This window comes from Rhizobium sp. N324, from assembly GCF_001664485.1.
Classification (GTDB): Bacteria; Pseudomonadota; Alphaproteobacteria; order Rhizobiales; family Rhizobiaceae; genus Rhizobium.
This window is the reverse complement of the sequence record NZ_CP013632.1, coordinates 265,926-285,961: the sequence shown is the minus strand read 5'-3', so window position 1 is coordinate 285,961 and position 20,036 is coordinate 265,926. Positions and strand designations below refer to the sequence as shown.

19 protein-coding genes and 1 riboswitch are annotated in these 20,036 nt (G+C 61.9%); of the genes, 7 read left to right on the top strand and 12 right to left on the bottom strand.

Going from position 1 to position 20,036, the window contains the following annotated elements; genetic code table 11:
- Positions 1–22: 22 nt before the first annotated feature.
- Positions 23–934 carry an acetamidase/formamidase family protein gene (locus AMK05_RS25060; RefSeq protein WP_064842317.1) on the bottom strand — a complete coding sequence of 304 codons (912 nt, stop codon included), beginning with the start codon at positions 932–934 and terminating at the stop codon, positions 23–25.
- Between the two features lie 179 nt (positions 935–1,113).
- Between AMK05_RS25060 and AMK05_RS25055 the strand changes: the two genes are divergently transcribed.
- From AMK05_RS25055 to AMK05_RS33625, 3 genes are all read left to right on the top strand, one after another.
- The gene (locus AMK05_RS25055; RefSeq protein ID WP_064842023.1) at positions 1,114–1,368 is read left to right on the top strand and encodes a type II toxin-antitoxin system Phd/YefM family antitoxin; all 255 of its coding nucleotides are present in this window, start codon (positions 1,114–1,116) and stop codon (positions 1,366–1,368) included.
- Positions 1,365–1,787, top strand: coding sequence for a type II toxin-antitoxin system VapC family toxin (locus tag AMK05_RS25050; protein WP_064842021.1), 423 nt, complete (start codon positions 1,365–1,367; stop codon positions 1,785–1,787). Before AMK05_RS25055 ends, AMK05_RS25050 begins: the two co-directional genes overlap by 4 nt.
- Positions 1,788–1,976: 189 nt before the next feature.
- Positions 1,977–2,737, top strand: a protein-coding gene (locus AMK05_RS33625; RefSeq protein WP_088930309.1) for an IS5 family transposase whose coding sequence is annotated in 2 segments (ribosomal slippage) — positions 1,977–2,304 and positions 2,304–2,737 — 762 coding nt in all. Because the reading frame shifts where the segments join, the coding sequence is not laid out codon by codon here.
- A 24-nt stretch (positions 2,738–2,761) separates the two neighbouring features.
- Here AMK05_RS33625 and AMK05_RS25035 read toward each other — a convergent pair.
- Positions 2,762–6,235: an AAA family ATPase gene (locus AMK05_RS25035; RefSeq protein ID WP_064842019.1), complete on the bottom strand. Its 3,474-nt coding sequence runs from the start codon at positions 6,233–6,235 to the stop codon at positions 2,762–2,764.
- On the bottom strand, positions 6,235–7,503 hold the full coding sequence (locus AMK05_RS25030; protein ID WP_064842016.1) for a metallophosphoesterase family protein: 1,269 nt from the start codon (positions 7,501–7,503) through the stop codon (positions 6,235–6,237). Before AMK05_RS25030 ends, AMK05_RS25035 begins: the two co-directional genes overlap by 1 nt.
- A 416-nt stretch (positions 7,504–7,919) precedes the next feature.
- Between AMK05_RS25030 and AMK05_RS25025 the strand changes: the two genes are divergently transcribed.
- Together AMK05_RS25025 and AMK05_RS25020 are read left to right on the top strand one after the other, a co-directional pair.
- Positions 7,920–8,624, top strand: a complete 705-nt coding sequence (locus AMK05_RS25025) for a GntR family transcriptional regulator (RefSeq protein ID WP_064842014.1) — start codon at positions 7,920–7,922, stop codon at positions 8,622–8,624.
- Between the two features lie 111 nt (positions 8,625–8,735).
- Positions 8,736–9,704 (top strand): dihydrodipicolinate synthase family protein, encoded by a 969-nt coding sequence (locus tag AMK05_RS25020; protein ID WP_064842012.1) that lies wholly within the window; start codon positions 8,736–8,738, stop codon positions 9,702–9,704.
- 74 nt (positions 9,705–9,778) lie between these two features.
- Here AMK05_RS25020 and AMK05_RS25015 read toward each other — a convergent pair whose 3' ends face one another.
- On the bottom strand, positions 9,779–10,813 hold the full coding sequence (locus tag AMK05_RS25015) for an Ldh family oxidoreductase (RefSeq protein WP_064842009.1): 1,035 nt from the start codon (positions 10,811–10,813) through the stop codon (positions 9,779–9,781).
- Positions 10,814–10,945: 132 nt separating this feature from the next.
- Between AMK05_RS25015 and AMK05_RS25010 the strand changes: the two genes are divergently transcribed.
- Positions 10,946–11,176 (top strand): hypothetical protein, encoded by a 231-nt coding sequence (locus AMK05_RS25010; protein ID WP_064842007.1) that lies wholly within the window; start codon positions 10,946–10,948, stop codon positions 11,174–11,176.
- A 41-nt stretch (positions 11,177–11,217) separates the two neighbouring features.
- On the opposite strand, the gene rbsK is transcribed toward AMK05_RS25010, so the two are convergent.
- The 6 genes from rbsK to AMK05_RS24980 all read right to left on the bottom strand — a co-directional run bounded on the left by rbsK (position 11,218) and on the right by AMK05_RS24980 (position 17,435).
- Positions 11,218–12,147: a ribokinase gene (gene rbsK, locus AMK05_RS25005; RefSeq protein WP_064842005.1), complete on the bottom strand. Its 930-nt coding sequence runs from the start codon at positions 12,145–12,147 to the stop codon at positions 11,218–11,220.
- A complete protein-coding gene (locus tag AMK05_RS25000) occupies positions 12,144–12,605 on the bottom strand; it encodes an RbsD/FucU family protein (RefSeq protein WP_064842003.1) in 462 nt (153 codons plus the stop codon). Before AMK05_RS25000 ends, rbsK begins: the two co-directional genes overlap by 4 nt.
- A gap of 42 nt (positions 12,606–12,647) precedes the next feature.
- Complete coding sequence (locus tag AMK05_RS24995) at positions 12,648–13,676, bottom strand: LacI family DNA-binding transcriptional regulator (protein WP_064842315.1); 1,029 nt, start codon at positions 13,674–13,676, stop codon at positions 12,648–12,650.
- Between the two features lie 16 nt (positions 13,677–13,692).
- Entirely contained in the window at positions 13,693–14,604 is a 912-nt protein-coding gene (locus tag AMK05_RS24990; RefSeq protein ID WP_037146530.1) for a carbohydrate ABC transporter permease, read from the bottom strand.
- Positions 14,604–15,722, bottom strand: a complete 1,119-nt coding sequence (locus AMK05_RS24985) for a carbohydrate ABC transporter permease (RefSeq protein WP_064842000.1) — start codon at positions 15,720–15,722, stop codon at positions 14,604–14,606. The genes AMK05_RS24990 and AMK05_RS24985 overlap by 1 nt, the downstream gene beginning before the upstream one ends.
- Positions 15,723–15,794: 72 nt before the next feature.
- Positions 15,795–17,435, bottom strand: a complete 1,641-nt coding sequence (locus AMK05_RS24980) for an extracellular solute-binding protein (protein ID WP_064842313.1) — start codon at positions 17,433–17,435, stop codon at positions 15,795–15,797.
- Between the two features lie 337 nt (positions 17,436–17,772).
- Here AMK05_RS24980 and AMK05_RS24975 point away from each other — a divergent pair, with 337 nt between their 5' ends.
- Positions 17,773–18,840: an ABC transporter ATP-binding protein gene (locus tag AMK05_RS24975; RefSeq protein WP_064841998.1), complete on the top strand. Its 1,068-nt coding sequence runs from the start codon at positions 17,773–17,775 to the stop codon at positions 18,838–18,840.
- A 67-nt stretch (positions 18,841–18,907) separates the two neighbouring features.
- Here AMK05_RS24975 and AMK05_RS24970 read toward each other — a convergent pair whose 3' ends face one another.
- Positions 18,908–19,180 (bottom strand): hypothetical protein, encoded by a 273-nt coding sequence (locus AMK05_RS24970; protein ID WP_143535757.1) that lies wholly within the window; start codon positions 19,178–19,180, stop codon positions 18,908–18,910.
- A gap of 90 nt (positions 19,181–19,270) precedes the next feature.
- Positions 19,271–19,717: a GNAT family N-acetyltransferase gene (locus AMK05_RS24965; RefSeq protein ID WP_064841994.1), complete on the bottom strand. Its 447-nt coding sequence runs from the start codon at positions 19,715–19,717 to the stop codon at positions 19,271–19,273.
- A gap of 136 nt (positions 19,718–19,853) precedes the next feature.
- A riboswitch (TPP riboswitch) is annotated at positions 19,854–19,985 on the top strand.
- Positions 19,986–20,036: the final 51 nt, after the last annotated feature.

Here is a 20,036-nt window from a genome sequence, read left to right as displayed (position 1 = left end):
CGCTGCCGGTCGCGGCGACCGCCTATCGACGAACCAGCCATTTCTTGGCGACGCGGCAGGCCATCGTATAGGCCGGATCGAAGACGTTGCCGACATCGTAACGCACCACTTGGCCCAGCAGATGGCTTGCCGCCGTCCTGTCGAGGCCGTAATCCGAGGCCAGCCAATTCAGCATTTCGCTGGTCGCATGCTGAAGCGCCTGATCGAGGGGACGGGCATTGCCGATGGTGAAGATGTCTTCCGCGGTTTCGCCGCGTGGCCAGACCAGCCCGGCCCTCTTTTCCACCGTCAGCCGCACGGTGACTTCAAATGTGGTCTCGATGCCGGTGCCTACGATCTCGCCATCCCCCTGCACGGCATGGCAGTCGCCGAGAAAGAACAGAGCGCCGGGAGCCGATACCGGGAAACGAACGGTCGTGCCGGGACCGAATAGCCGATAGTCCATATTGCCGCCATATTCACCGCTGGTCGCGGTCGATATCGCCTGGCCGAGGCTGGGCGCCACGCCGAAACAGCCGATCATCGGGGCGAGCGGCAGAACGAAATTTTCCATGCCTGCAACCGGCTCGGAAAGCCGGACGGTCAAGGCCTCGCGGTCGATCGCCCAGATGGCGATATCGCGCGGCGGCAGGTCACGCACCGTCTCGGGATCGACCACGTTGGCGGCGACGATGCTGCGGGTAAACCCCGTATCCCTGGTCGGGATCATGCTGACGATCTCGACCTTCAGCGCATCCCCGGGCTCGGCACCTTCCACGAAGATCGGGCCGTTCATGGGATTGCCGCGGGGGGCCTGCCTGATGCCATCCTTGTCATTCCCGGCGGCATCCAGCGTCTCCGTGACCACCGTGTCGCCACTGGCGATATGCAGCGCCGGCGGAAGCGAGCCGATAACATTGTGAAAGGTCGTCGGGATGAAGCGGTGCGTGGTCATGAGAATACAGCTCTCGCTCGTTTCGAATGCCATCAGGCCGCAACGGGGCCGCCCGGCGGAGAGTCGCGACTAGATCAGAGATTATCTGCGAAGCCAACACGCCCGAGAGCATGTTATCTGATCTTGCCATTCCTCCTCCGAATACCATATGTAGGTAAGTACCTACATGGAGATGCGTTATGAACGTGACAAGTCTTTCCAGCCGCGAACTCAATCACGATGTGAGCAGGGCAAAGAAGGCGGCGCAAAATGGTCCGGTCATCATTACGGATCGCGGGAAGCCATCCCATGTGTTGATGACCTATGACGAATTCGAGCGTCTCACCGGCAAGCGCCGCAGCCTTATCGATGCTCTCTCCATGCCTGGTTTGTCGGATATCGACTTCGACCCGCCTCGTGTTGAGATCGCCCCGCGCGGGGTCGATCTATCCTGAAATATTTGCTGGATACCAATGTAGTTTCCGAATTGCGCAAGGTCGGAGACGGCAAGGCCGATGCCAATGTCGTCGCCTGGGCCGGCGCGCAAGATACGCCGAGCTTATGCATCTCCGCCATCACCATCCTGGAACTGGAGCGTGGAATACTCGGCGTGCAGCGCCGCGATGCGGCGCAGGGCGCTCGCCTGCGTGCGTGGCTGGAAAATCAGGTGCGGCCGGCATTCGCCGGCCGTATCCTGTCGATCGACGACGCGATCGCCACACGCTGCGCGCATCTGCATATTCCGGATCGGCGCAACGAAGCCGATGCCCTGATTGCCGCAACCGCCTTGGTTCTCGGGTTGACCGTGGTTACGCGCAATGTCCGGGATTTCGAAGGCGCGGGCGTTGTCGTGCTGGATCCGTGGCAAGGTTGATGCCTTAGAACAGCATGATTTTAGGCCCGGTCGGCCTAAAATCTGAATCCTGTTCTCAATTAAGGAGTTAGAGCATGATGTCGTCCGAAAACCGCTCACACTTTTCGGCATCACGCTCTAGGAGTCGTGGACTCTTGGGATTCCCAAAGGTGAGCAAATCAGATTCAAGACTGTCTTTTGGAGGCAGTCATGGGTGTGTTAGATCGTCTCATTCTTCGAGATGACCAGTGGGAGCGGATGTCTCGCCATATCATTGGCGACGATCGCACGCGTGGTTCGTCTGGACGTGACAATCGCATGTTTGTGGAAGCGGTCTTGTGGATCGTGCGGACGGGTTCGCCCTGGCGCGATCTGCCGGAGGTGTTCGGTGATTGGAACAGCGTGTTTCGCCGCTTCAGCCGCTGGAGCCAAAAGGGTGTCTGGTGGCGTGTCTTTGAGGCGATGTCGGAGGATACCGACTTCGAATATCTGATCGTCGACAGCACTATTATTCGCGCCCACCAGCACGCCTCCGGCGCAAAAAAGGGGCTGAAGATCAGGCCCTTGGCCGTTCCCGCGGAGGCTTGAGCACCAAAATCCATATGGCCGTGCGTGGCCTTGGATGTCCCGTTCGTTTCATTCTGACCGCCGGTCAGAAAGGGGATGCCCCGCAAGCCGATCTCCTGATCGAAGACCTGCCAGCCGAGGTCGTCATGGCCGATACGGCCTACGACAGCGACCGGCTACGCAAACTCATTGCCGACAAGGGCGCGCAAGCGGTCATCCCGAACAATCCCTCGCGTGCCAAGAAGTATCCGCTCGACAAGCAACTCTATGCTCAGCGTTATCTCGTCGAATGCTGCTTCTCGAAGCTCAAGCAGTTTCGACGCATCGCCACACGATATGAGAAAACCGTTCGAAATTACAAAGCCATGATCGCTCTGGCCGCAACAATCCTATGGCTCAGATAAGTGTCCACAGCTCCTAGCGCCCGATCATGGCAGCTGGTGGATGGTGACCTCAGGAACGACGTCCCGCGCGATCTCGCAGAGATGCCAGTGATGCGTGAGGTAGATGACCTGTCCGACATTCGCCATTGCGCCGAGCAGGCGGAAAACCTCTTCGGAGCGAGGATTGTCGAAGCTCTCCATAATGTCGTCGGCGACGAAGGGCACGGGCCGGCGAAGCGCTGCGAATTCCTCATAGCCTGCAAGGCGAAGCGCCAGATAGAGCTGGAACTGCGTGCCGGTCGACATCGCGTCCGCAAGCTTCGAGCCGCCGTCACGTGATACGCCGATCAGTATTTCCTTGTCCCGATCGGGCTGGGTCGTCAGGCCGGAATAGTTGCCGCCGGTGATCAGGTGAAAGGCTTCCGATGCGCGGTTCATCATCGAGCTGCGATGTTTTTCGCGATAGATGTGCAGCGCCTGTTCGGCCGCGAGCGTGCCGGCGCGCAGCGTCAGATGCCGCACCGCCAGTTCCTCTATTTCGAGGAAGATGGTTCGGCGCTTGGCCTCGATCCGAGCCACCGCGTCATCGCCGCCGACGGCCTCGAGCTTCTGCCGCGCCAGCGACACGTCGGAATAGAGAAGCTTCGCCCGTTCGGTGAGATCTTCGATCCGCGCGGCAAGCTCCATCGCATCGCGCTCGACGGCATCGGCGTCGATTTCGGCAAGGCGTCGTTCGGCTTCGGAAAAGCTCGTCGCGCGCAATGCCTCGGTGATCTGGTGGCGCAGGATGGAGGCCCGCTCCTCCAGCCGGTCCCGCTCCCGGGCCTGATTCAGGAATACCTCAACTGAGGCAAGCGAGTCCGTGCCGAAATAGCCGGTCAGTTCGTTCTTACGGGCGTTGTGAACAGCCAGGTCTTCTTCCAGCGCTCGTCGTTTCTCCAATTGTTTTTCGCGATCCGCCTGCCGGTCTGCCCGAAGCTGAGCCGCATGGCGGGCTGCCTCATGGCGTTCCGCGAGCGCATTGGCGGAGGCGAGCGTATCGGATGCCGCGCGGCTGAGGCCGCAATCTGCGAGAAGACCGGCAATATCGCCACGGAATTGCTCTTGGTCGCGCTCCATCGCGGCAACGCGGCTGGCGAGGTCATCCCGTTCCTTCAGGATGGCGGGCAGCGCGCCAAGCGCGTTCAGCATGGCGCGGACGGCGGCCATCGAGCCAGCCTTATCGGCAAACCAGGCTCGCGACAACGCCTCCGCCCATTCCCGGTCCCAGGCCGCCATGATGGCTTCCGCCTCCTGCTGGTCGCGCTCGCGCTCCCTGAGATCATGGCTGAGATCGCCGATTGCCTTCTCTTGCGCCTGCCGCGCCGCCCGCTCGGCTTTGGCGGCGGCGAGCATATCATTGGCGGCCTGCATCAGGCCGGCAACCGGCAGATCGTCGGCGTCACGATGGCCGGCATCCGCAAGGCTCGCTGCAAGCGTCGCGGCATGGCTGTCCAGTTCACCGCGAAGCATGTCCGCCGCGTCTTCGGCCCGCTGTAGATCGTCCCAGGCAGCCAGCGCCGCGGCGCGTTCGATGCTCCATGCGTCGAGTGCTGCAATGCGCGCCGCAGCTTCGGCGTCATATTCGATTGCCTCGGGCAGCAGGCCACGGATGCGCTCGGCGAGCGCATCATGTTCGGCGCGCGCCTCGGCAAGCAATTCCTTTTGCCGTTCGACCGCCGCTGCCGTTACCGCTTCCGTCTGGCGGAGTTGCCGCAGATCCGCCAGCTCCTGCGCCCGCGACAGCCGGCCGGCGGACACCACGTCGTCCTGCCGCATCCGCTCCTCGAATGTCCGGGCCGTCGCCGCATCCAGGCTGGTGAGATGCGCCTGCCAGGCGGCATCGCGTTCATCGCGCAGCCTCACGGCCTCGGCATCATCGATCGAACCGCCAGCGACGAAGGCGGCGATCCGGGCTCTGATCAGCGTCTGTTCGGTGCCGAGATCGCGCAGCCGCGCCTCGTGATCCCCGATCCGCTTGTCGATAGCAGTCGCCTGGCCACGCCAGGCCTCGATCTGCCGAGGCTCCGCCGCGCTCGTCAATTGCAAGGCCGCGGCGTCGCCGGTCCAGGGTGCGAGTTGGGCGAAGTGGTGCGCCTGCACTCGTTTCGCCTGGACAAGGGAACGTTCTTCCATGGTCAGCCGCACGGCGAGATCGGACCCGGTCAGCCGGCCGAGGGCGGCCTCGATGCGGCCAAGCCGCGCGGGATCGAGCACTGCGGCTCCGTTTTGCGAGCCGTCTTCCTGGCCCAGTCTTTCGAGATTCTCTCGCGCCCGCACCAGCTCGCGACCCGCGGCAGCCAGTTTCGCCTCAACGCCGGAACGCCGCTCGATGAGGTCGCGGATGGTGCCGATCAGCGAGGCGGGCAGCAGCAGCGCCTCGGGCGTCGTATGGCCCGGCTGCTCGAGATCGGCGAGCAGCCGCACCAGCACACCGTCCTGTTCGGCCAGCGCCAGCCGGCGTTTCGGCAGGTCGCTTTCAGCCGCGAGATAACGCGCCCGGCCCTGATCCAGCAGGTCCATATGGGCGGCGACCGCCAGTGCCTTGTCGTCGATCGCGATCGCCTCGATCTCGTCGGCAAGCTGCTGCAGCGTGCGGTCGGCGGTTTCGACAAGCGCCTGCAGCCGCGTCTCGTCGCGGAAAAGCTGCGGTAGCAGGGTGAACCATTCGGATGGCGGCCGCGGCAGATCGCCCAGGCCGGCCGCATCAGTGTCCAGCCGCCGGAGTTCCAGTGCCGCGGGCAGGGCGCCGAGAAGGCGCGTCAGCTGCTGATGCCGAGCCTTGGCCTCGGCCAGTTCCAGGGTGGTCCCGGCATAGGCGGTCTCGGCCTGCTCGTGGGTCGATTTCAGGGCCGAATAGGTGGAGGCAAGCGTGTCGATGGCACTGCGCTCGGCCTTCAGCGCTTCGAGCGAGCGTTTGTGTTCCGCGAGCTTCGTGCTCGACGACCGCTTCTTGTAGATCACATTGGCTTCGTCGGCGGCCGTCACCAGCGAACGGCTGAGGCCTGCGAGGCCGGAGCTTGCCGAGAACAGCAACTCGCCGAGTTCGCCCTTGCTTTGTATGATGGCGTTGCCGCCTTCCTTGAGCGACTGGTCGTCGAGCGAGAACATGGTGCGATAGGCCTCGCGGCCGATGCCGCCGAGCGCGCCGGCGAGCAGCGCCTCGTTCACGGCTTGCCCCCGATCGTCGACGAGGCTGCCGGTCCGCAATTTGAGCCGCGCCAGTTCGTATTCCGCATCATCGAATTCCAGCCGCGCGCCGACCTTCATCGTGTTGTAGGGATGCAGGAAATTGTAGGTGCTGCGCTCGCCTATGCCGTAGAGCAGATCGAGATAGGCGGCAAAGGTGGTCGACTTGCCCGCTTCGTTTAGGCCGTAGACGATATGCAGGTCGGGCGAGCCCTGACGGGCCGGACCGAAATCGATCGAGTGGTCGGTGAATTTGCCATAGCGGGTGAGGTCGAGGCGGCGCAGGCGCATCAGCTTTCCCCCCGGTCCGCAGCCTTCATCCGGGCGGCGATGTCCTCGGCGCCGTTGGCAAGAAGGTTGTCGATGAAACGTTCGAAGCCCGCCTCGTCATGCCCGGCAAAGGCTCGGCTCTCGGCCGGCAGGTCGGCGAGCAGGTCCCGAACCATCTCCCTGATATCGTCGCGAAAGCCGCTGTGGGCGATCACTTCGTCCCGCATCAGCGCAGCCAGCCCCACGACGGGATCGGCAGCAGAGGCGTCTGCAAGGGTCGAGTGCGCTTCGAAGGCAAGCTCCAGCTTCTCGATCCAGGTCCGGCCGATGAGATCGCCGCGCTGCTCGGCTTCCGCCTGCATGAGGTCGATATCGCGGCGAAGCTGCCAGGAGAGCGGCGTGCGGCCGGAAAGCCGGAGGCGGGCGACGAGGTGCGGCGAGGCGGTACGGTCGCGCTGCGCTGCGAGCGCCGCTTCGATCGCCATGGCCGCATCGCGCCAATCATCGACGCCGGTGAGGTCGACATCGACGCGCTCGAACTGCGCGATGCTGGTGCGCCGCTCCTCGACCGTCACCGTCCGATCGTCGGCCACGGTCACCAGCGACACCGTCTTGACGCCCGACTCATTGATGTCACGGCCCTGCGGCATGCCAGGCATGATGATCGTCGCCGCGCCGGGATGCTGGCTGCGCTGGTGGAGATGGCCAAGCGCCCAGTAATCGAATCCCGAGGCATGAAGGTCGAGCACGTTGCAGGGCGCATAGACGTCGTGGCCGGCTGATCCGGCGAGGCTCGTATGCATGATGCCGATATTGACGGCACCCGCCACCGGCGGCTTGAATTTCGGCAGCAGCGGGTCCGGCGCATGGGGCTTGGCGAAGCTCATGCCGTGGATCGCCACCGACAGGCTGCCTTTCGTCGCCTCCACGGTTTCGGCGTGGCCGCCGAAGATCTTCACCGTATCGGGCATCACCAGCTCCCCGGCGATCTTCGACATCGCATCGTGATTGCCGCGGATCTTGAAGACGCAAATCCCCGCGCGATGCAGCCGCTCCAGCTGGCTTGCCAGGAAGCGCGCCGTCTTCATCGAAGTCTGCTCGCCGTCATAGAGATCGCCGGCGATGACGAGCGCATCGACCTCTTCTTCAAGGCACAGATCGACGATCGCCACCAACGCCTGCCGGCTGGCGTCGCTCACGAGATCGGCCAGCTCGGCGTTGCGAAGCGCCAGCGACCGCAGGGGAGAATCGAGATGGAGATCGGCAGTGTGGACGAAACGATAAGCCATGAATGCAGAATCGTGTTGCGATAGGATGGTGTAACAGATGCGGTCCGACCGATATTCGTGCGGTCGTTGTCACCTGGCCGTAAACATCGGAATATGGAGCACGCGTCCAAGAGGCGCGAGCGAAATGGGCCTGGCAAACCGACCCATCCACAATCAATGTTGCGCGGCCAGCGCCGGTACCGCAGCCAATGCCCTGCTGTCTGAGCCGATCGGCGACCAGCATGAGGAGGTACAGCAGGCAAGCTCTTGTTCCATAACAGAACTTATGCCATTTTGTTACGTTATAACATAGCGCTTAAACTTACAGCACGCTTATGAGGATCGCCTTTCCCTGGCCTCTCCCCGCGAAACCGAACTTGACGGTTTGCTGCAGCTTGAAACTCATTGTATTTGTCGTGTCGACAAGAGGAGTTTTTATGCCCGCCATCGACCCCGGTTCTCTTCCCGAACGCAAACGCGGCTCCGGCGTGAAAATGGTCTACGACCTGCTGCGCGATGAGATACTCGACCTCAAGCTCGCCCCCGGCAGCCCGATCGACGAGGTGCAGTTGGCGGAGCGGTTCAAGATGTCGCGGACACCGATCCGCGAAGCGCTGGTGCGCCTCGCCGGTGACGGGCTGATAGAAACGCTGCCGAACCGCTCGACCATGGTGTCGAACATCGACTTTCTCAATCTCAGCACCTTCTTCGACGCCCTTGTTCTTATGTACCGGGTAACGACCCGGCTGGCGGCGCAGAAGCATCGCCTCGAGGATCTGCCTCCTATCCGTGGCTTCCATCAGGACTATTCGGCGGCAATCGAAGCGCGCGACACGCTGGCGATGATCGCGACCAACGCCGCCTTCCACGCCGCCATCGCCGAGGCTGGACGCAACCCCTATTTCACCGGGCTTTTTCGCCGGCTGCTCGATGAAGGCCGGCGCATTCTCCGGCTTTATTACCAGTCCTACGATGAGCATTTCCCCCGGCAGTTCGTCGATGAACATGCCGAGATCATTGCCGCGATCGAGGCGCGCGATGTCGAGGAGGCCGATCGTCTGGGCAAGGTTCACGCCGAACAGATCGTCGCCCAGGTGCAGAAGCTTTTCAGCCGCACCGGCAAGCTCGACATAGCGCTATAACAGATCTTGTATTTTTCTTGTCGACAAATAGAACACAAGATGTTATCTCCATCCGCGACAGGTCGGCGACCTTTGCCGATCCAGCATCCCCCAGCGCTGAAGGAGATCGACATGAAGGCCACAATTTTTTCCGGCGTCATTCCCGCCCTGATGACGCCCTGCAAGGACGACCGCACGCCGGACTTCGACGCACTGGTGCGCAAGGGCAAGGAATTGATCGGAAAAGGCATGTCCGCCGTCGTCTATTGCGGCTCGATGGGGGACTGGCCGCTGCTGACGGATGAACAGCGCATGCAGGGCGTAGAGCGTCTGGTCAAGGCCGGCATTCCGGTCATCGTCGGCACCGGCGCCGTCAACACCGCCTCTGCCGTCGCGCACGCCGCGCACGCTGAGAAGGTCGGTGCCCAGGGCCTTATGGTGATCCCGCGCGTCCTGTCGCGCGGCACAGTCGTTGCCGCTCAGAAGAGCCACTTCAAGGCGATCCTTTCGGCTGCCCCGAACCTGCCGGCCGTCATCTACAACAGCCCCTATTACGGCTTTGCCACCCGCGCCGATCTGTTCTTCGCGTTGCGCCAGGAGCACAAGAACCTCGTCGGCTTCAAGGAATTCGGCGGCGCGGCCGACATGCGCTACGCGGCCGAAAACATCACCAGCCGCGACGATGACGTCTCGCTGATGATCGGCGTCGACACCTGCGTCTTCCACGGCTTCGTCAACTGCGGCGCCGTCGGCGCGATCACCGGCATCGGCTGCGTGCTGCCGAAGGAAGTCATCCACATGTGCAACCTCGCCCAGGCTGCGGCGGCCGGCGATCCGGATGCCCGCCAGCGTGCGCTGGAACTGGAATCGGCGCTTGCCGTGCTCTCCTCCTTCGACGAAGGCCCGGATCTCGTTCTCTATTTCAAGCACATGATGGTGCTGAAGGGCGACAAGGAATACACGCTGCACTTCAACGAGACGGATGTGCTCTCCGAAAGCCAGCGCGGCTATGTCGAAGCCCAGCTGAAGCTGTTTGACACCTGGTACGCAGAATGGAGCAAGCTGCCGGGCGCCGTGCAGAGATATAAAGCCTCGGCATAATCCGTCGGTTCAAGGTGACGGCCCTCCTCGCGGAGGGCCTTTTTATTTGTAAACCGGCGGAAAAGATGCCGTCGTCACGAGATCGCGTCGAGACCTTTGTCGAGAAGACGATCAAGCAGCTCCAACTCGGCTGCCGACAGTAGGACGCCTTCCGTCTCGGACTTCCGGCGGGCGGCGAAGCGGCGCTGCGACGGCAGGCGGGCGCCGCTGCCGACGATCGCCTCGAAAAGCAGCTCGGCGCGGGCGAAGGGATCGCCGGGGCGGCTGGCGGCAAAGGCCTGCGGCGACATCGCGATGATGAGTTCGCCGTGGAACGGGGCAAGTGTCGTCGTGCCGAGATAGTCGAGCACCTCGGGACTGGTGAGATCGCCGATCATGATGCCGGCGAGGAGTTCGATCATCGTGCCGATCGCCGATCCCTTGTGTCCGCCGAAGGGCAGCATGGCGCCCGCAAGGGCGGCTTCCGGATCGGTCGTCGGATTGCCGTCGGCATCGATCGCCCAGCCTTCGGGAAGCTGCTTGCCGGCGCGGCGGTGGAGCTCGATTTCTCCGCGGGCGGCGACGGAGGTGGCAAAGTCGAAGACGTAGGGCGACGTGTCCCTGCGCGGCCAGCCGAAGGCGAAGGGGTTCGTGCCGAGCAGCGGCTTGTTGCCGCCGGCGGGCGCGACGGTCGCATAGCTCGGGCACATGACGAGGCCGGCAAGGCCCTCTTTGGTCACCGCCTCCACCTCAGGCCAGAGCGCGGAGAAGTGGCTGCAATTGTTGATGACGAGGGCGGCAATGCCGAGCCTGCGGGTGCGTTCGGCCAGCGCCGGCAGACCGAGTTCGAAGGCCGCATTGGCAAAGCCGCCATTGGCGTTGACCTTGACGATGGCGGACCCTTCGTTGAGATCCAGTCCCGGTACGGCGTCCGGCTTCACCTTGCCTGATTTGACGGTGCGCAGCGCGCCCTCGATACGGTAGATGCCGTGCGATTTGCAGGCGTCGCGCTCACCGGCAACGATGACGCGGGCAAGCGCGCCGGCCTGCGCGCTGTTGAGGCCGGCCTTGCGGAAGATGGCTTCGACACGGCTATGCAGGTCGACAATCGTCAAGGTGGTCATCGTCATGCTGCGCTTCTCCTCGGTGAGGATTTATGTTTATCCTGCATACATATAGTATGCAGGATAAATCAACGTCTGCAATTCGCTCGATGGCAAATTTGCCAGGACACTCCCGCCTTTCCTGCCTATTGTAGCATCATGATTATTTCGCTGCCGGAGAACCTGAAGCACTTCGTCGATCAGCAGGTCGTCGAGCAAGGCTATGCCACCTGTAGCGAATACGTATGCGACTTGATCCGCCGCGACAGAGATCGACAGCGTTTGCGCGACCTCCTGCTTGAGGGTGCTTCATCCGAGACGACCGCGCCAGTCGATGCCAACTATTTCGACAATTTGCGCGACCACGCGTTGAGACAAGGGTCCAGGTGACCGCAAGGTCAGATTCCACCGAATTCCCTTGCGATGTTCCATCATGAGGAGCGCAGCAAGGCGCTGATCTCGGCGCGTGACGGCATGGCGGGGGCCGTTCCCGGCCGGGTTACGGCGATTGCGGCGGTCGCAGAGCCGAAACGGACGGCCTCGATCGGCGTTTGTCCTTCGGAAATCGCCGTCGCGAAACCGCCGAGAAAGGCGTCCCCCGCCCCTGTGGTGTCGATGACATTTCCTGCCGAGAATGCAGGAACGAATTGGCTCTGATCGACGGTGTGATAATACGCGCCGCGTCCGCCAAGGGTGATGACCGCCGCCCGCGCCCCTCGATCCAGCAGGGCGCGGCCCGCCGCACGGACCTGCTCATCGGTTGTGATCGCATGGCCCACCAATTCGGCGGCTTCCACCTCATTGGGCACGATGAAATCGCACAGGCCGTAGATTTCGTCCGGAATGGCCCGCGCCGGCGCGGGGTTGAAGATTGTCGTGACCCCTGCCCTTTTCGCCATCGAGAGACCGTGCACGGCGGCCTCGAGCGGCTGTTCGAGCTGCGTCATGAAAATCGAGGCGCTTTCGATCGCCGCCCGGTTCGCATCGACGTCTTCGATGCCGATAAGGCCCGCGGCACCCGGCACGACAATAATGGCATTGTCGCCGCTCACTTCGTCGACGAAGATGAAGGCGGCGCCGCTGGAAACACCATCCATCTTCATCACATTGGCTTTGACGCCCGCCTGCGAATAGGCCGCAAGGGCCATATCGCCGAACGGGTCGTTGCCGACCCGTGAGATGAAGGTCACCTTGCCGCCGGCCTTTGCTGCGGCGATTGCCTGGTTGGAGCCCTTGCCTCCCGGCCCGAGCGTGAAACCCGACCCCATCAGCGTCTCGGCAATATGGGGCAGGCGTTTTGCCTTATAGGCGGTGTCGGCTGCAAAAATGCCGAGGATGACGATCCCGCTTTTCTCGCTCATCTCAGAGCCTCCTCCGCCGGAATGACGCCCTTGGTCAAAAGGAAACATCCATAGAAGCGCAGTTCCCCCGTTGCGATGACGCAATAGGCCTTTTTGGCGATGTCGTAGAAGGCCATGCGTTCGACAGGATACATCGGCGATGGCTTGCCCTCGGCGCGATCGACGATCGCCTGGACTTCCTGCTGAATCGGAGGAATTTCATCCGGCTTGCCGATCACCTCCATGCGGCCCACCGACGGCTGGATCGGCGTGTCCAGCGGCAAGACCGAAAGGATCGCATCGATTGCCTGCGGCGCGGGAATGTTTTCCATGGTCAGCAGCGTTCCCAGGCGAGTCTGCCGGGCAATCGAATCCGACGGAAAATTCATGTCTGAGATGACGAGATAATCGCCGTGTCCCATATTGCAAAGTGCTTGAAGAATGTCGCCGTTGAGTTCGGCCCGAATTCCCTTGAGCATCGATCTTCCATCCTTTTCTCGTTGCCGGAGCACCGGCCTGCTTCAATTCGTATGGCCGGCGCTTTCCGCCTTGGGCTGCGGGCATGGGCCGCTCGAACCGCGCACGATCAGCGATCCGTCGACCATTTCATCCTCCGCACCCGGCGGTTCCGCCAAGAGAAGTCCGACCGCGCGCCGGGCCAGCATGTCGGCCGGCTGACGTATGGTCGTCAACCTGGGAACGACGAGATTGGCGAGCGAAATATCGTCGAACCCTGTCACCGACAGTTTGCGCGGCACGTCGATCTTCAGGTCGCGCGCTGTGCGCAGCGCGCCGATGGCCTGCTGATCGCTGGCAGCCGCAATCGCCGTCGGCCGGTCCTGTGGCGGGCGCGAAAGCAGGTCGCGGGCAATTCTTTCCCCGGACTCGTAGTCGAACCTGCCATAGGCAATTTCCAGTTCAACCGGTTCGCCGGTCTTGCTGAAGCCGTCCATACGGCCGACAAAGCCCTCCTTGCGCGTGCGCCCCGCCTCGGTGTCAACCGGCCCGGCAATATAGGCGATGCGGCGGTGCCCGAGCCCGTAGAGATGGTCGGCAATCAGCGCGGCCGCCTGCGCATGGTTGGTCGACACCAGGGGAAAGGTGCCGAAGCGCCGGTCCAGCGAGATGATCGGCACAGATGCCGGCAGCTGGAGGCCTGAACCGTCGCTCGAAGCTACGACGATGATGCCGCGCACCGACCGGTGGAGGAAGGCTGAAACATGGCTCTGCTCCGCCTCGCGGTCGTCATGCGAGCTTGCCAGCATCAGGCTGTGCGCACGCTCGAGCGCCGCGCGCTCGACGCTTGCCGCAAGCTGCGCGAAGAACGGATTGGTGATGTCGGGAACGATGAGGCCGATGACGTCGGTTCTGCTGGTGCGCAGCGCTCTCGCGGTGACGTTCGGGCGGTAACCGAGCGCTGAAATAGCGTCGTTGACCTTTTCCCGCAGCATTGGTTTGACCGCGGCTTCGCCCGACAGCACACGCGAAACGGTGCCGACAGAGACGCCTGCATATTCGGCAACATCCTTGACTGTCGGCATCTTTGACATATTCGACATCCCGCAGCTACTTGACGGCGCCCGCGGTCATCCCGGCGATGATATGCTTTTCCAGGACGACGCCGACGACAACAAGCGGCAGGATGCCGGCGGTGGAAAGGGCAGCCATCGACCACCAGTTGATGCCCTGGCTGCCTGTCTGGCTGGCAATCATCACCGGCAGCGTGTTGGTATTGGTGGAGGTCAGCAGTGCAGCGAAGAAATATTCGTTCCAGCACAGGATCAGCGCCAACAGGAAGGCGGCCACCATGCCCGGCAGAACGAGCGGCACGATGATGCGGGCAAAGGCGCCCCAGATCGACAGGCCGTCGACCAGGGCTGCCTCCTCGAGCTCCACCGGGATCGTGGCGAACTGGTCGCGCATGATCCAGACGACGATCGGCAGGACCATCAGCGTGTAGACGGCGATCATGCCGGCATAAGTGTCGAGCAGCGCCAACTCCTTATAGAGAACCAGGAACGGCAGGGCGAGGACGACCGGCGGCATGATCAGCTGCGACAGGAAGAAAAACGAAATGTCGGAATTGCGCATATGGCCGAACTTGTAGGAAAAGCGACTGAGGCCGTAGGCCGCCAGCGATCCGAGTACGACCGCAAGCGCGGATGCGGTAACGGAGATGATGACGCTGTTCCAGAGCCGGCGCATAAACTCGTCGCGCACCGTCGATACCTGGGAGATCGTATCGGGAGAGAGCCCGAGCGAGCGCCAGCCGAGCCAGCTGGGCGTAAAGTTGAACCAGGGAACCAGATTGCCGCGCATGACATCGGCGGCTGTTTTGAACGAGGTCGAAACCGTCCAGAACAGCGGGAAGATGCAGACACACGCCCAGGTGACGAGCAGGCCGTAGACGGCCAGACGCATGGCCCACCAGCGAATGCGCTGAGCCCGCCCGTATTTTTCGAAATCGATGCGAACCATCAGAGCCTTCCTGTCATCCGCTTCACGATACGGTCTGCGATCTTCATCAGCCCCGTCATCCCGAAGACGATGATCACCAGATAGACGAGCGCAAGCAAGGTACCGTATCCGACATTCGACCGGTCGCGGTATTCACGATAGATGAAACTGGTGATGGAGTCGGTCGCACCGCCCGGGCCTCCCGACGTCACCGTGATAATGATGTCGGCGAGCTTGAGCTTGAAGATCACGCGGATCATCACCGCCGTCACCGAAACCGGCAGCATGAGCGGGAAAGTGACCTTCCAGAAGCGCTGCCATTTGGTGGCTCCATCGACTTCGGCCGCCTCCAGCACCTCCCTGGACAAGCCCTGCAATCCGGCAAGCAGCATGATCATCATGAAGGGAATGAAGGTCCAGGCATCCATGATCATGATCGACAGCTTCGCCGTCAGCGGATCGCCGAAGAAGGAGGGATTTTCCCAGCCAAGCCAGCGGGCAAAGCGCGCGATCGGGCCGAAACGGGTCTCCAGCATCGACTTGCCGACCATCCAGCTCACCGCGACCGGCGACAGCATCAAAGGGATGAGGAAGGTTACCCGCCAGAATTTTCGGGCGATAATTTCCTGGTTGAGGAGCAGCGCCAGCCCGAAGGCGATTGCATATTCGACCACGATCGCCAGGCAATAAAGGACCATGTTCAGCAGGGCATTGGCATAGAACGGATCGGCAATCATCCGGCGCACATTGTCGAGCCCATTGAAGCGCCGCCCGGTCGAGGAGGCTAGGTTCCAATCGGAAAAGCCGATCCAGAGCGCAAAGAGCAGCGGGAAGACCACCATCGACACGACGAAAAGCGCGGCCGGCAGAACAAAAAGCGCCTTCTTGCCCGGCTCGCCGTAGATGACGACGCGCGTGACGCAAAGAACAGCGGCCCAGAGAAAATAGGCATAAAGAACCGGCCGCCAGTTCGCAAAACCCCAACCGGTCCAGCCGAGTTCATGCGCCCCCTGCAAGACAAAGGATGTGATGAACCATATGGCGCTCAGCCACAGAGCCGTGCGGCCCCAGAAACGACGGCTCGCGGAAATGGAGCCGGCTTCGACCGTGTGCAGCAGGTCGCCTTCGACTGTCGACATGATTTTCCTCGCCCGGACAGAATGGGCGCCGGCGAACCGCTTCCGGTCCGCCGGCGTATTGGTGTCAAACGATCAGAGCCCGAGGCTCGCCCGATAGAGTTTCAGCTGGCTGTCACGGCCGATCTGGTCGGTGATCTTTTCCCAGGCGGCCGCAATCGCATCCGCGGTCTCCTGCGCCGACTTGTACTGTCCGGCAAAGCCCTTTGCCAATTCGTCCTCGGCGACGGAATAATATTGGAAGATACCGGGAATGCGCGGTTCGATGGCGGCGTTCGGGTGGTTGTAGCTGTCCGCGTTCGAACCCAGATAGTCCTCGATATAGGCGCGGTCGTAACCTGCCTTTTCCCATTCGTCGTAGTTGAAGTTGGACTGGCGATAGGGCTGGAAACCGGAGGGATAGGCCGACGTCCACAAGGACAGATCCTTGCCGCCGAGATGGGCGGCGGCGGACCAGGCCGCCTTGCGCTTCTTCTCGTCGCCGGAGACCTGCTTGGTGACATAGATGCCCCAGCCGAGATAGGCCATGTTGGGCGCTTCGTTATACTTGTCTTCCCATTGCCCGGTCTTGCGGTTGTAGACCCGGTTGGAGCCGCGGTTGATACCGAAGCCGACCACATCGCCGACGACCGACGAGTCCGAGGTGCGCGCGCTGGAGCCGACATCGCCCCACCACATCAGCATGGCGCCGGTGCCCGCCAGGAACTGCGAGAAGGCCGTCGTGCCGGGGTCGGCATTGATCTGATCGGCCGGATAGGCCTTGGCCGCGATCAGATCCAGGACGTCCTGGATCGCCTGGACCCATGCGGGGTTATTGACCAGCGGCTTCATGTTTTCGGGATCGAACAGCCAGGCCGGATCGCCGGGATATTTGGCATAGGCCGTCGCGCGGTTCTCGATGAAATAGAAGCCGAAACCACCCCAACCTTTCAGCGGGTCGAGATAGCCGTAGGCCGGCTGGCCGGTCAGCGGATCGGTCTTGCCGATCAGCGCCTTGGAGGCCGCGTTGACCTCCTGCCAGGTCTTCGGCGGCTCGGCCATGCCGCTGATGGAGCCCTCTCCGAAGTAATCCTTGCGATAGGCGAAGGTGTGGCAGTCGCCGTCGATCGTGACGCGATAGGTCTTGCCGCCCCAGGTGCCGACCGGCGGCTTCAGGTAACTCACCAGGTCGTCGGCCTCGATCTGCTTTGCAGCCCAGTCCGGCATCTCGTCCAGCAGCCCGCGTCCGGCAGTATCGCCTTCGAACGGGGCGCCCATTTCCAGAATGTCGAAATCGACCGTGCCGGTCGCGATCGATTGCTGAAGGCGGGCGTTGTAGTCGGCTTGCGCAAGGTCGATCCAGTTAATCTTGGCGCCGGTATAAGCCTCCCAGGGCTTCAGGAAGCCGCGGAACAGGAAATTGTGCAGGTTTTGATTGTTGAGCCCCATGAAGGTCAGCTCGACACCGGCAAATTCGCCCTGCTTGACGTTGGCCTTGGTCGGGCCGAGGCAGAGTTCGCCGACCTTCTGCCAGTCCGCATCCGTTGGCGAGCCCTTGCCGACGCCCGGTATCTGCAGGATCTGGGCGCGCAGATCATCGGCGGCGAACGCCATGCCGGGAATTCCGCCTACCGCGCCGGATAGACCGAGCAGAGCCGCAGCACTCGCCGTTCCGCGCAGGACGTCGCGGCGACTGGCCTGACGGCGCATCAATGCATCGTATATTTCGACTTTCATACTTTCCTCCTCCACGTTTTTGCGCTGCCGCCAGCCCATCTTTCCGGATTGGCTCCGGTCCGATTTTCGCACTGGTCTCGTGCAGAACTATCTGGTAAACAAAAAAATGAAACGTTTCATATTGATGTTCGAAACCGCTCCTCTCGGCCTCGCCAGCGAGAATTAGACGGCAAGCGGCAAAAGTCAACAAGAAATGAAACGTTTCATGGAGGAGCTCCGATAGTATCTTCGAGCAGCGGCAGAGCGCGGTTTCGCCAGGCCTCATGCCTTGGATATTGTCGAGAGATGCATATCTCCGGGGACTGCCGGGGGAGCTGGGAAAGCGAGTGGGAGGCATATGGCTGAGGTCAATATTTCAGAGGCGCGCAAGGCCTATGGCGCCGTAAATATCCTGCATGGCGTCGATATCGACATTCGCGACGGCGAGTTTGTGGTGCTCGTCGGCCCGTCCGGTTGCGGCAAATCGACATTGCTGCGCATGGTCGCGGGGCTCGAAAGCATCACCGGCGGCACGATCTCGATCGGCGGAAAGGTCGTCAACAATCTGCCGCCGAAGGATCGCGACATCGCCATGGTCTTTCAGAGCTATGCGCTCTATCCGCATAAAACCGTTGCCGAAAACATGGTCTTTGCGCTCCGTCTGCAAAAGCAGCCAGCCGATATCATCAAGCAACGGCTGCAGGCGGCGGCGGAAACGCTTGACCTCGTGCCCTATCTCGACCGCTATCCGCGCCAGCTTTCGGGCGGCCAGCGCCAGCGCGTGGCGATGGGACGCGCCATCGTCCGATCGCCGCAGGTCTTCCTGTTCGACGAGCCCTTGTCGAACCTCGACGCCAAGCTGCGCGTGCAGATGCGCAAGGAGATCAAGGAACTGCACCAGCGGCTGAGAACCACGACGATCTATGTCACCCATGACCAGGTCGAAGCGATGACCATGGCCGACAAGATCGTGGTCATGCAGGGCGGCAAGGTCGAACAGATCGGCACGCCGCTGGAACTCTACGATCGTCCCCGAAATACATTCGTTGCGGCCTTTATCGGCTCACCGTCGATGAATCTGCTGAAGGGCCGCTACAAGGCCGATGGTGCGATCTTCGTCACCGAGACCGGCGACGAGATCGCGCTCGGCTTTAACCCGCAGGCGTCCGAGGGGCAGGCCGTACTTCTCGGCGTGCGGCCCGAGCACCTGTCGCTCAGCCCAAGCGGCCTCGACACGACCGTCAGCGTCACCGAACCCACCGGCCATGAGACGATGGTCTTCCTGCGCTACGGGTCCGGCGAGCTTGTCGCGGTGCTGTCCGACCGTCACGATTTTAAACCGGGGCAGGTCGCGACGATCGCCGCCCGGCCAGGAAAGCTTCATCTTTTCGATGCGGAATCCGGCAAGACATTGCGACCGGATTGAGCGGGCATCGCTTCAAAGGAGCCGCGAGGAGCGGGTCTGAAAGATCGCGACGCGCTCTAGCGGCGGCTCAGTTCAATTTCAGCTGCAAAATCAATTGTGCTGGAAGATCGTTGGCTATTGTCGACCCGTCGGTTTGGGCAAAGGCCATTTCGCCCTCCTGCCATGCATCATATTCCATGTCGATCCGTATCCCGCCGCGCTCAAGGACAGCCCAGGAGAAATCGAGGCCGCCACCCTTTCGGACGGACCAGCCGGCAGCCCCCAGCGTTTCGATGACCGCTCGCCAGCTTTCTTCCGATAGGCCGGAAAGATAAATCCGATCAGACATGCCCTCTTTCATCCCACAACGAGACGGGGTCCACGTGGAATATCGGGGTCACGAGCCTCGAACCCATCCACCCGGATATGTAGGCCAATACAGCCCGAACCGCTACGCACTCGATTTGGAGTAGAGACCAAGGTTGTTGCCGACGGCGAATCCGCAACCCTGATAAAATTTCGACAAAGCACCGTCCCGCTGTGAGACCAACCAGACGCTGTTGCATCCTTCGGCCTTTGCTGTTTCGGAAACTGCCGACAGCAGCGCCGTCCCTATTCCCCGACCCTGCGCTTCAGGCAGCACCGAAAGCTCATCCAGATAGATGACCGGACCGGCATGGCGCCGCTGCCGTATGCCCAGCGCGATCCCCAGCACCTTGCCTCCGTCAATGGCCGCAAGGGCAATGGATTTGGGCGTTTCGAGCACGTTGTTTACATTTTCAATCGCCGCTTCAAGCGACCAATTCTCGTTCCACGGCGGTCCCGAATAGGCACTGACCAGCACACCGGCGGCGCCACTGAGATGTTCTCGCATAAGACGTTCAATCCGAAACGACATAATCCACCTGACGTTGAGTGAACTGACATTTGCCGCAGTTCGGCCAGTAACGCAACAGGCTCCGAGACGGGAGGATATAAGCGGAACGACAAAGCTGTAAGCTTGACACGATCCGGGACGGCGCTTTACGACTATCGGCATTCACCAGGGGGGTCCCGGCAAGGGGCTGAGATACTGCTGGACAATCAGGCTTAGCCTGTTGTGGCGCAGTGACCCGTTGAACCTGATCCAGTTCATACTGGCGTAGGGACGGTGCAAGCGCTCGAAGGTTCCGGATTCACGCGTGGAATCTGTGCCGGCGTCTTTCCATCATTCCGGC

Coding starts and splice junctions, on each gene's coding strand:
- AMK05_RS25035 (WP_064842019.1), bottom strand. CDS start 6,235: ATGCGCCTGCGCCGCCTCGACCTCACCCGCTATGGCAAATTCACCGAC.
- AMK05_RS25000 (WP_064842003.1), bottom strand. CDS start 12,605: ATGCTCAAGGGAATTCGGGCCGAACTCAACGGCGACATTCTTCAAGCA.
- rbsK (WP_064842005.1), bottom strand. CDS start 12,147: ATGAGCGAGAAAAGCGGGATCGTCATCCTCGGCATTTTTGCAGCCGAC.
- AMK05_RS25015 (WP_064842009.1), bottom strand. CDS start 10,813: ATGACGATGACCACCTTGACGATTGTCGACCTGCATAGCCGTGTCGAA.
- AMK05_RS25020 (WP_064842012.1), top strand. CDS start 8,736: ATGAAGGCCACAATTTTTTCCGGCGTCATTCCCGCCCTGATGACGCCC.
- AMK05_RS24995 (WP_064842315.1), bottom strand. CDS start 13,676: ATGTCAAAGATGCCGACAGTCAAGGATGTTGCCGAATATGCAGGCGTC.
- AMK05_RS24975 (WP_064841998.1), top strand. CDS start 17,773: ATGGCTGAGGTCAATATTTCAGAGGCGCGCAAGGCCTATGGCGCCGTA.
- AMK05_RS25055 (WP_064842023.1), top strand. CDS start 1,114: ATGAACGTGACAAGTCTTTCCAGCCGCGAACTCAATCACGATGTGAGC.
- AMK05_RS24965 (WP_064841994.1), bottom strand. CDS start 19,717: ATGTCGTTTCGGATTGAACGTCTTATGCGAGAACATCTCAGTGGCGCC.
- AMK05_RS25030 (WP_064842016.1), bottom strand. CDS start 7,503: ATGGCTTATCGTTTCGTCCACACTGCCGATCTCCATCTCGATTCTCCC.
- AMK05_RS25010 (WP_064842007.1), top strand. CDS start 10,946: ATGATTATTTCGCTGCCGGAGAACCTGAAGCACTTCGTCGATCAGCAG.
- AMK05_RS25025 (WP_064842014.1), top strand. CDS start 7,920: ATGCCCGCCATCGACCCCGGTTCTCTTCCCGAACGCAAACGCGGCTCC.
- AMK05_RS24970 (WP_143535757.1), bottom strand. CDS start 19,180: ATGAAAGAGGGCATGTCTGATCGGATTTATCTTTCCGGCCTATCGGAA.
- AMK05_RS25060 (WP_064842317.1), bottom strand. CDS start 934: ATGACCACGCACCGCTTCATCCCGACGACCTTTCACAATGTTATCGGC.
- AMK05_RS24980 (WP_064842313.1), bottom strand. CDS start 17,435: ATGAAAGTCGAAATATACGATGCATTGATGCGCCGTCAGGCCAGTCGC.
- AMK05_RS24985 (WP_064842000.1), bottom strand. CDS start 15,722: ATGTCGACAGTCGAAGGCGACCTGCTGCACACGGTCGAAGCCGGCTCC.
- AMK05_RS24990 (WP_037146530.1), bottom strand. CDS start 14,604: ATGGTTCGCATCGATTTCGAAAAATACGGGCGGGCTCAGCGCATTCGC.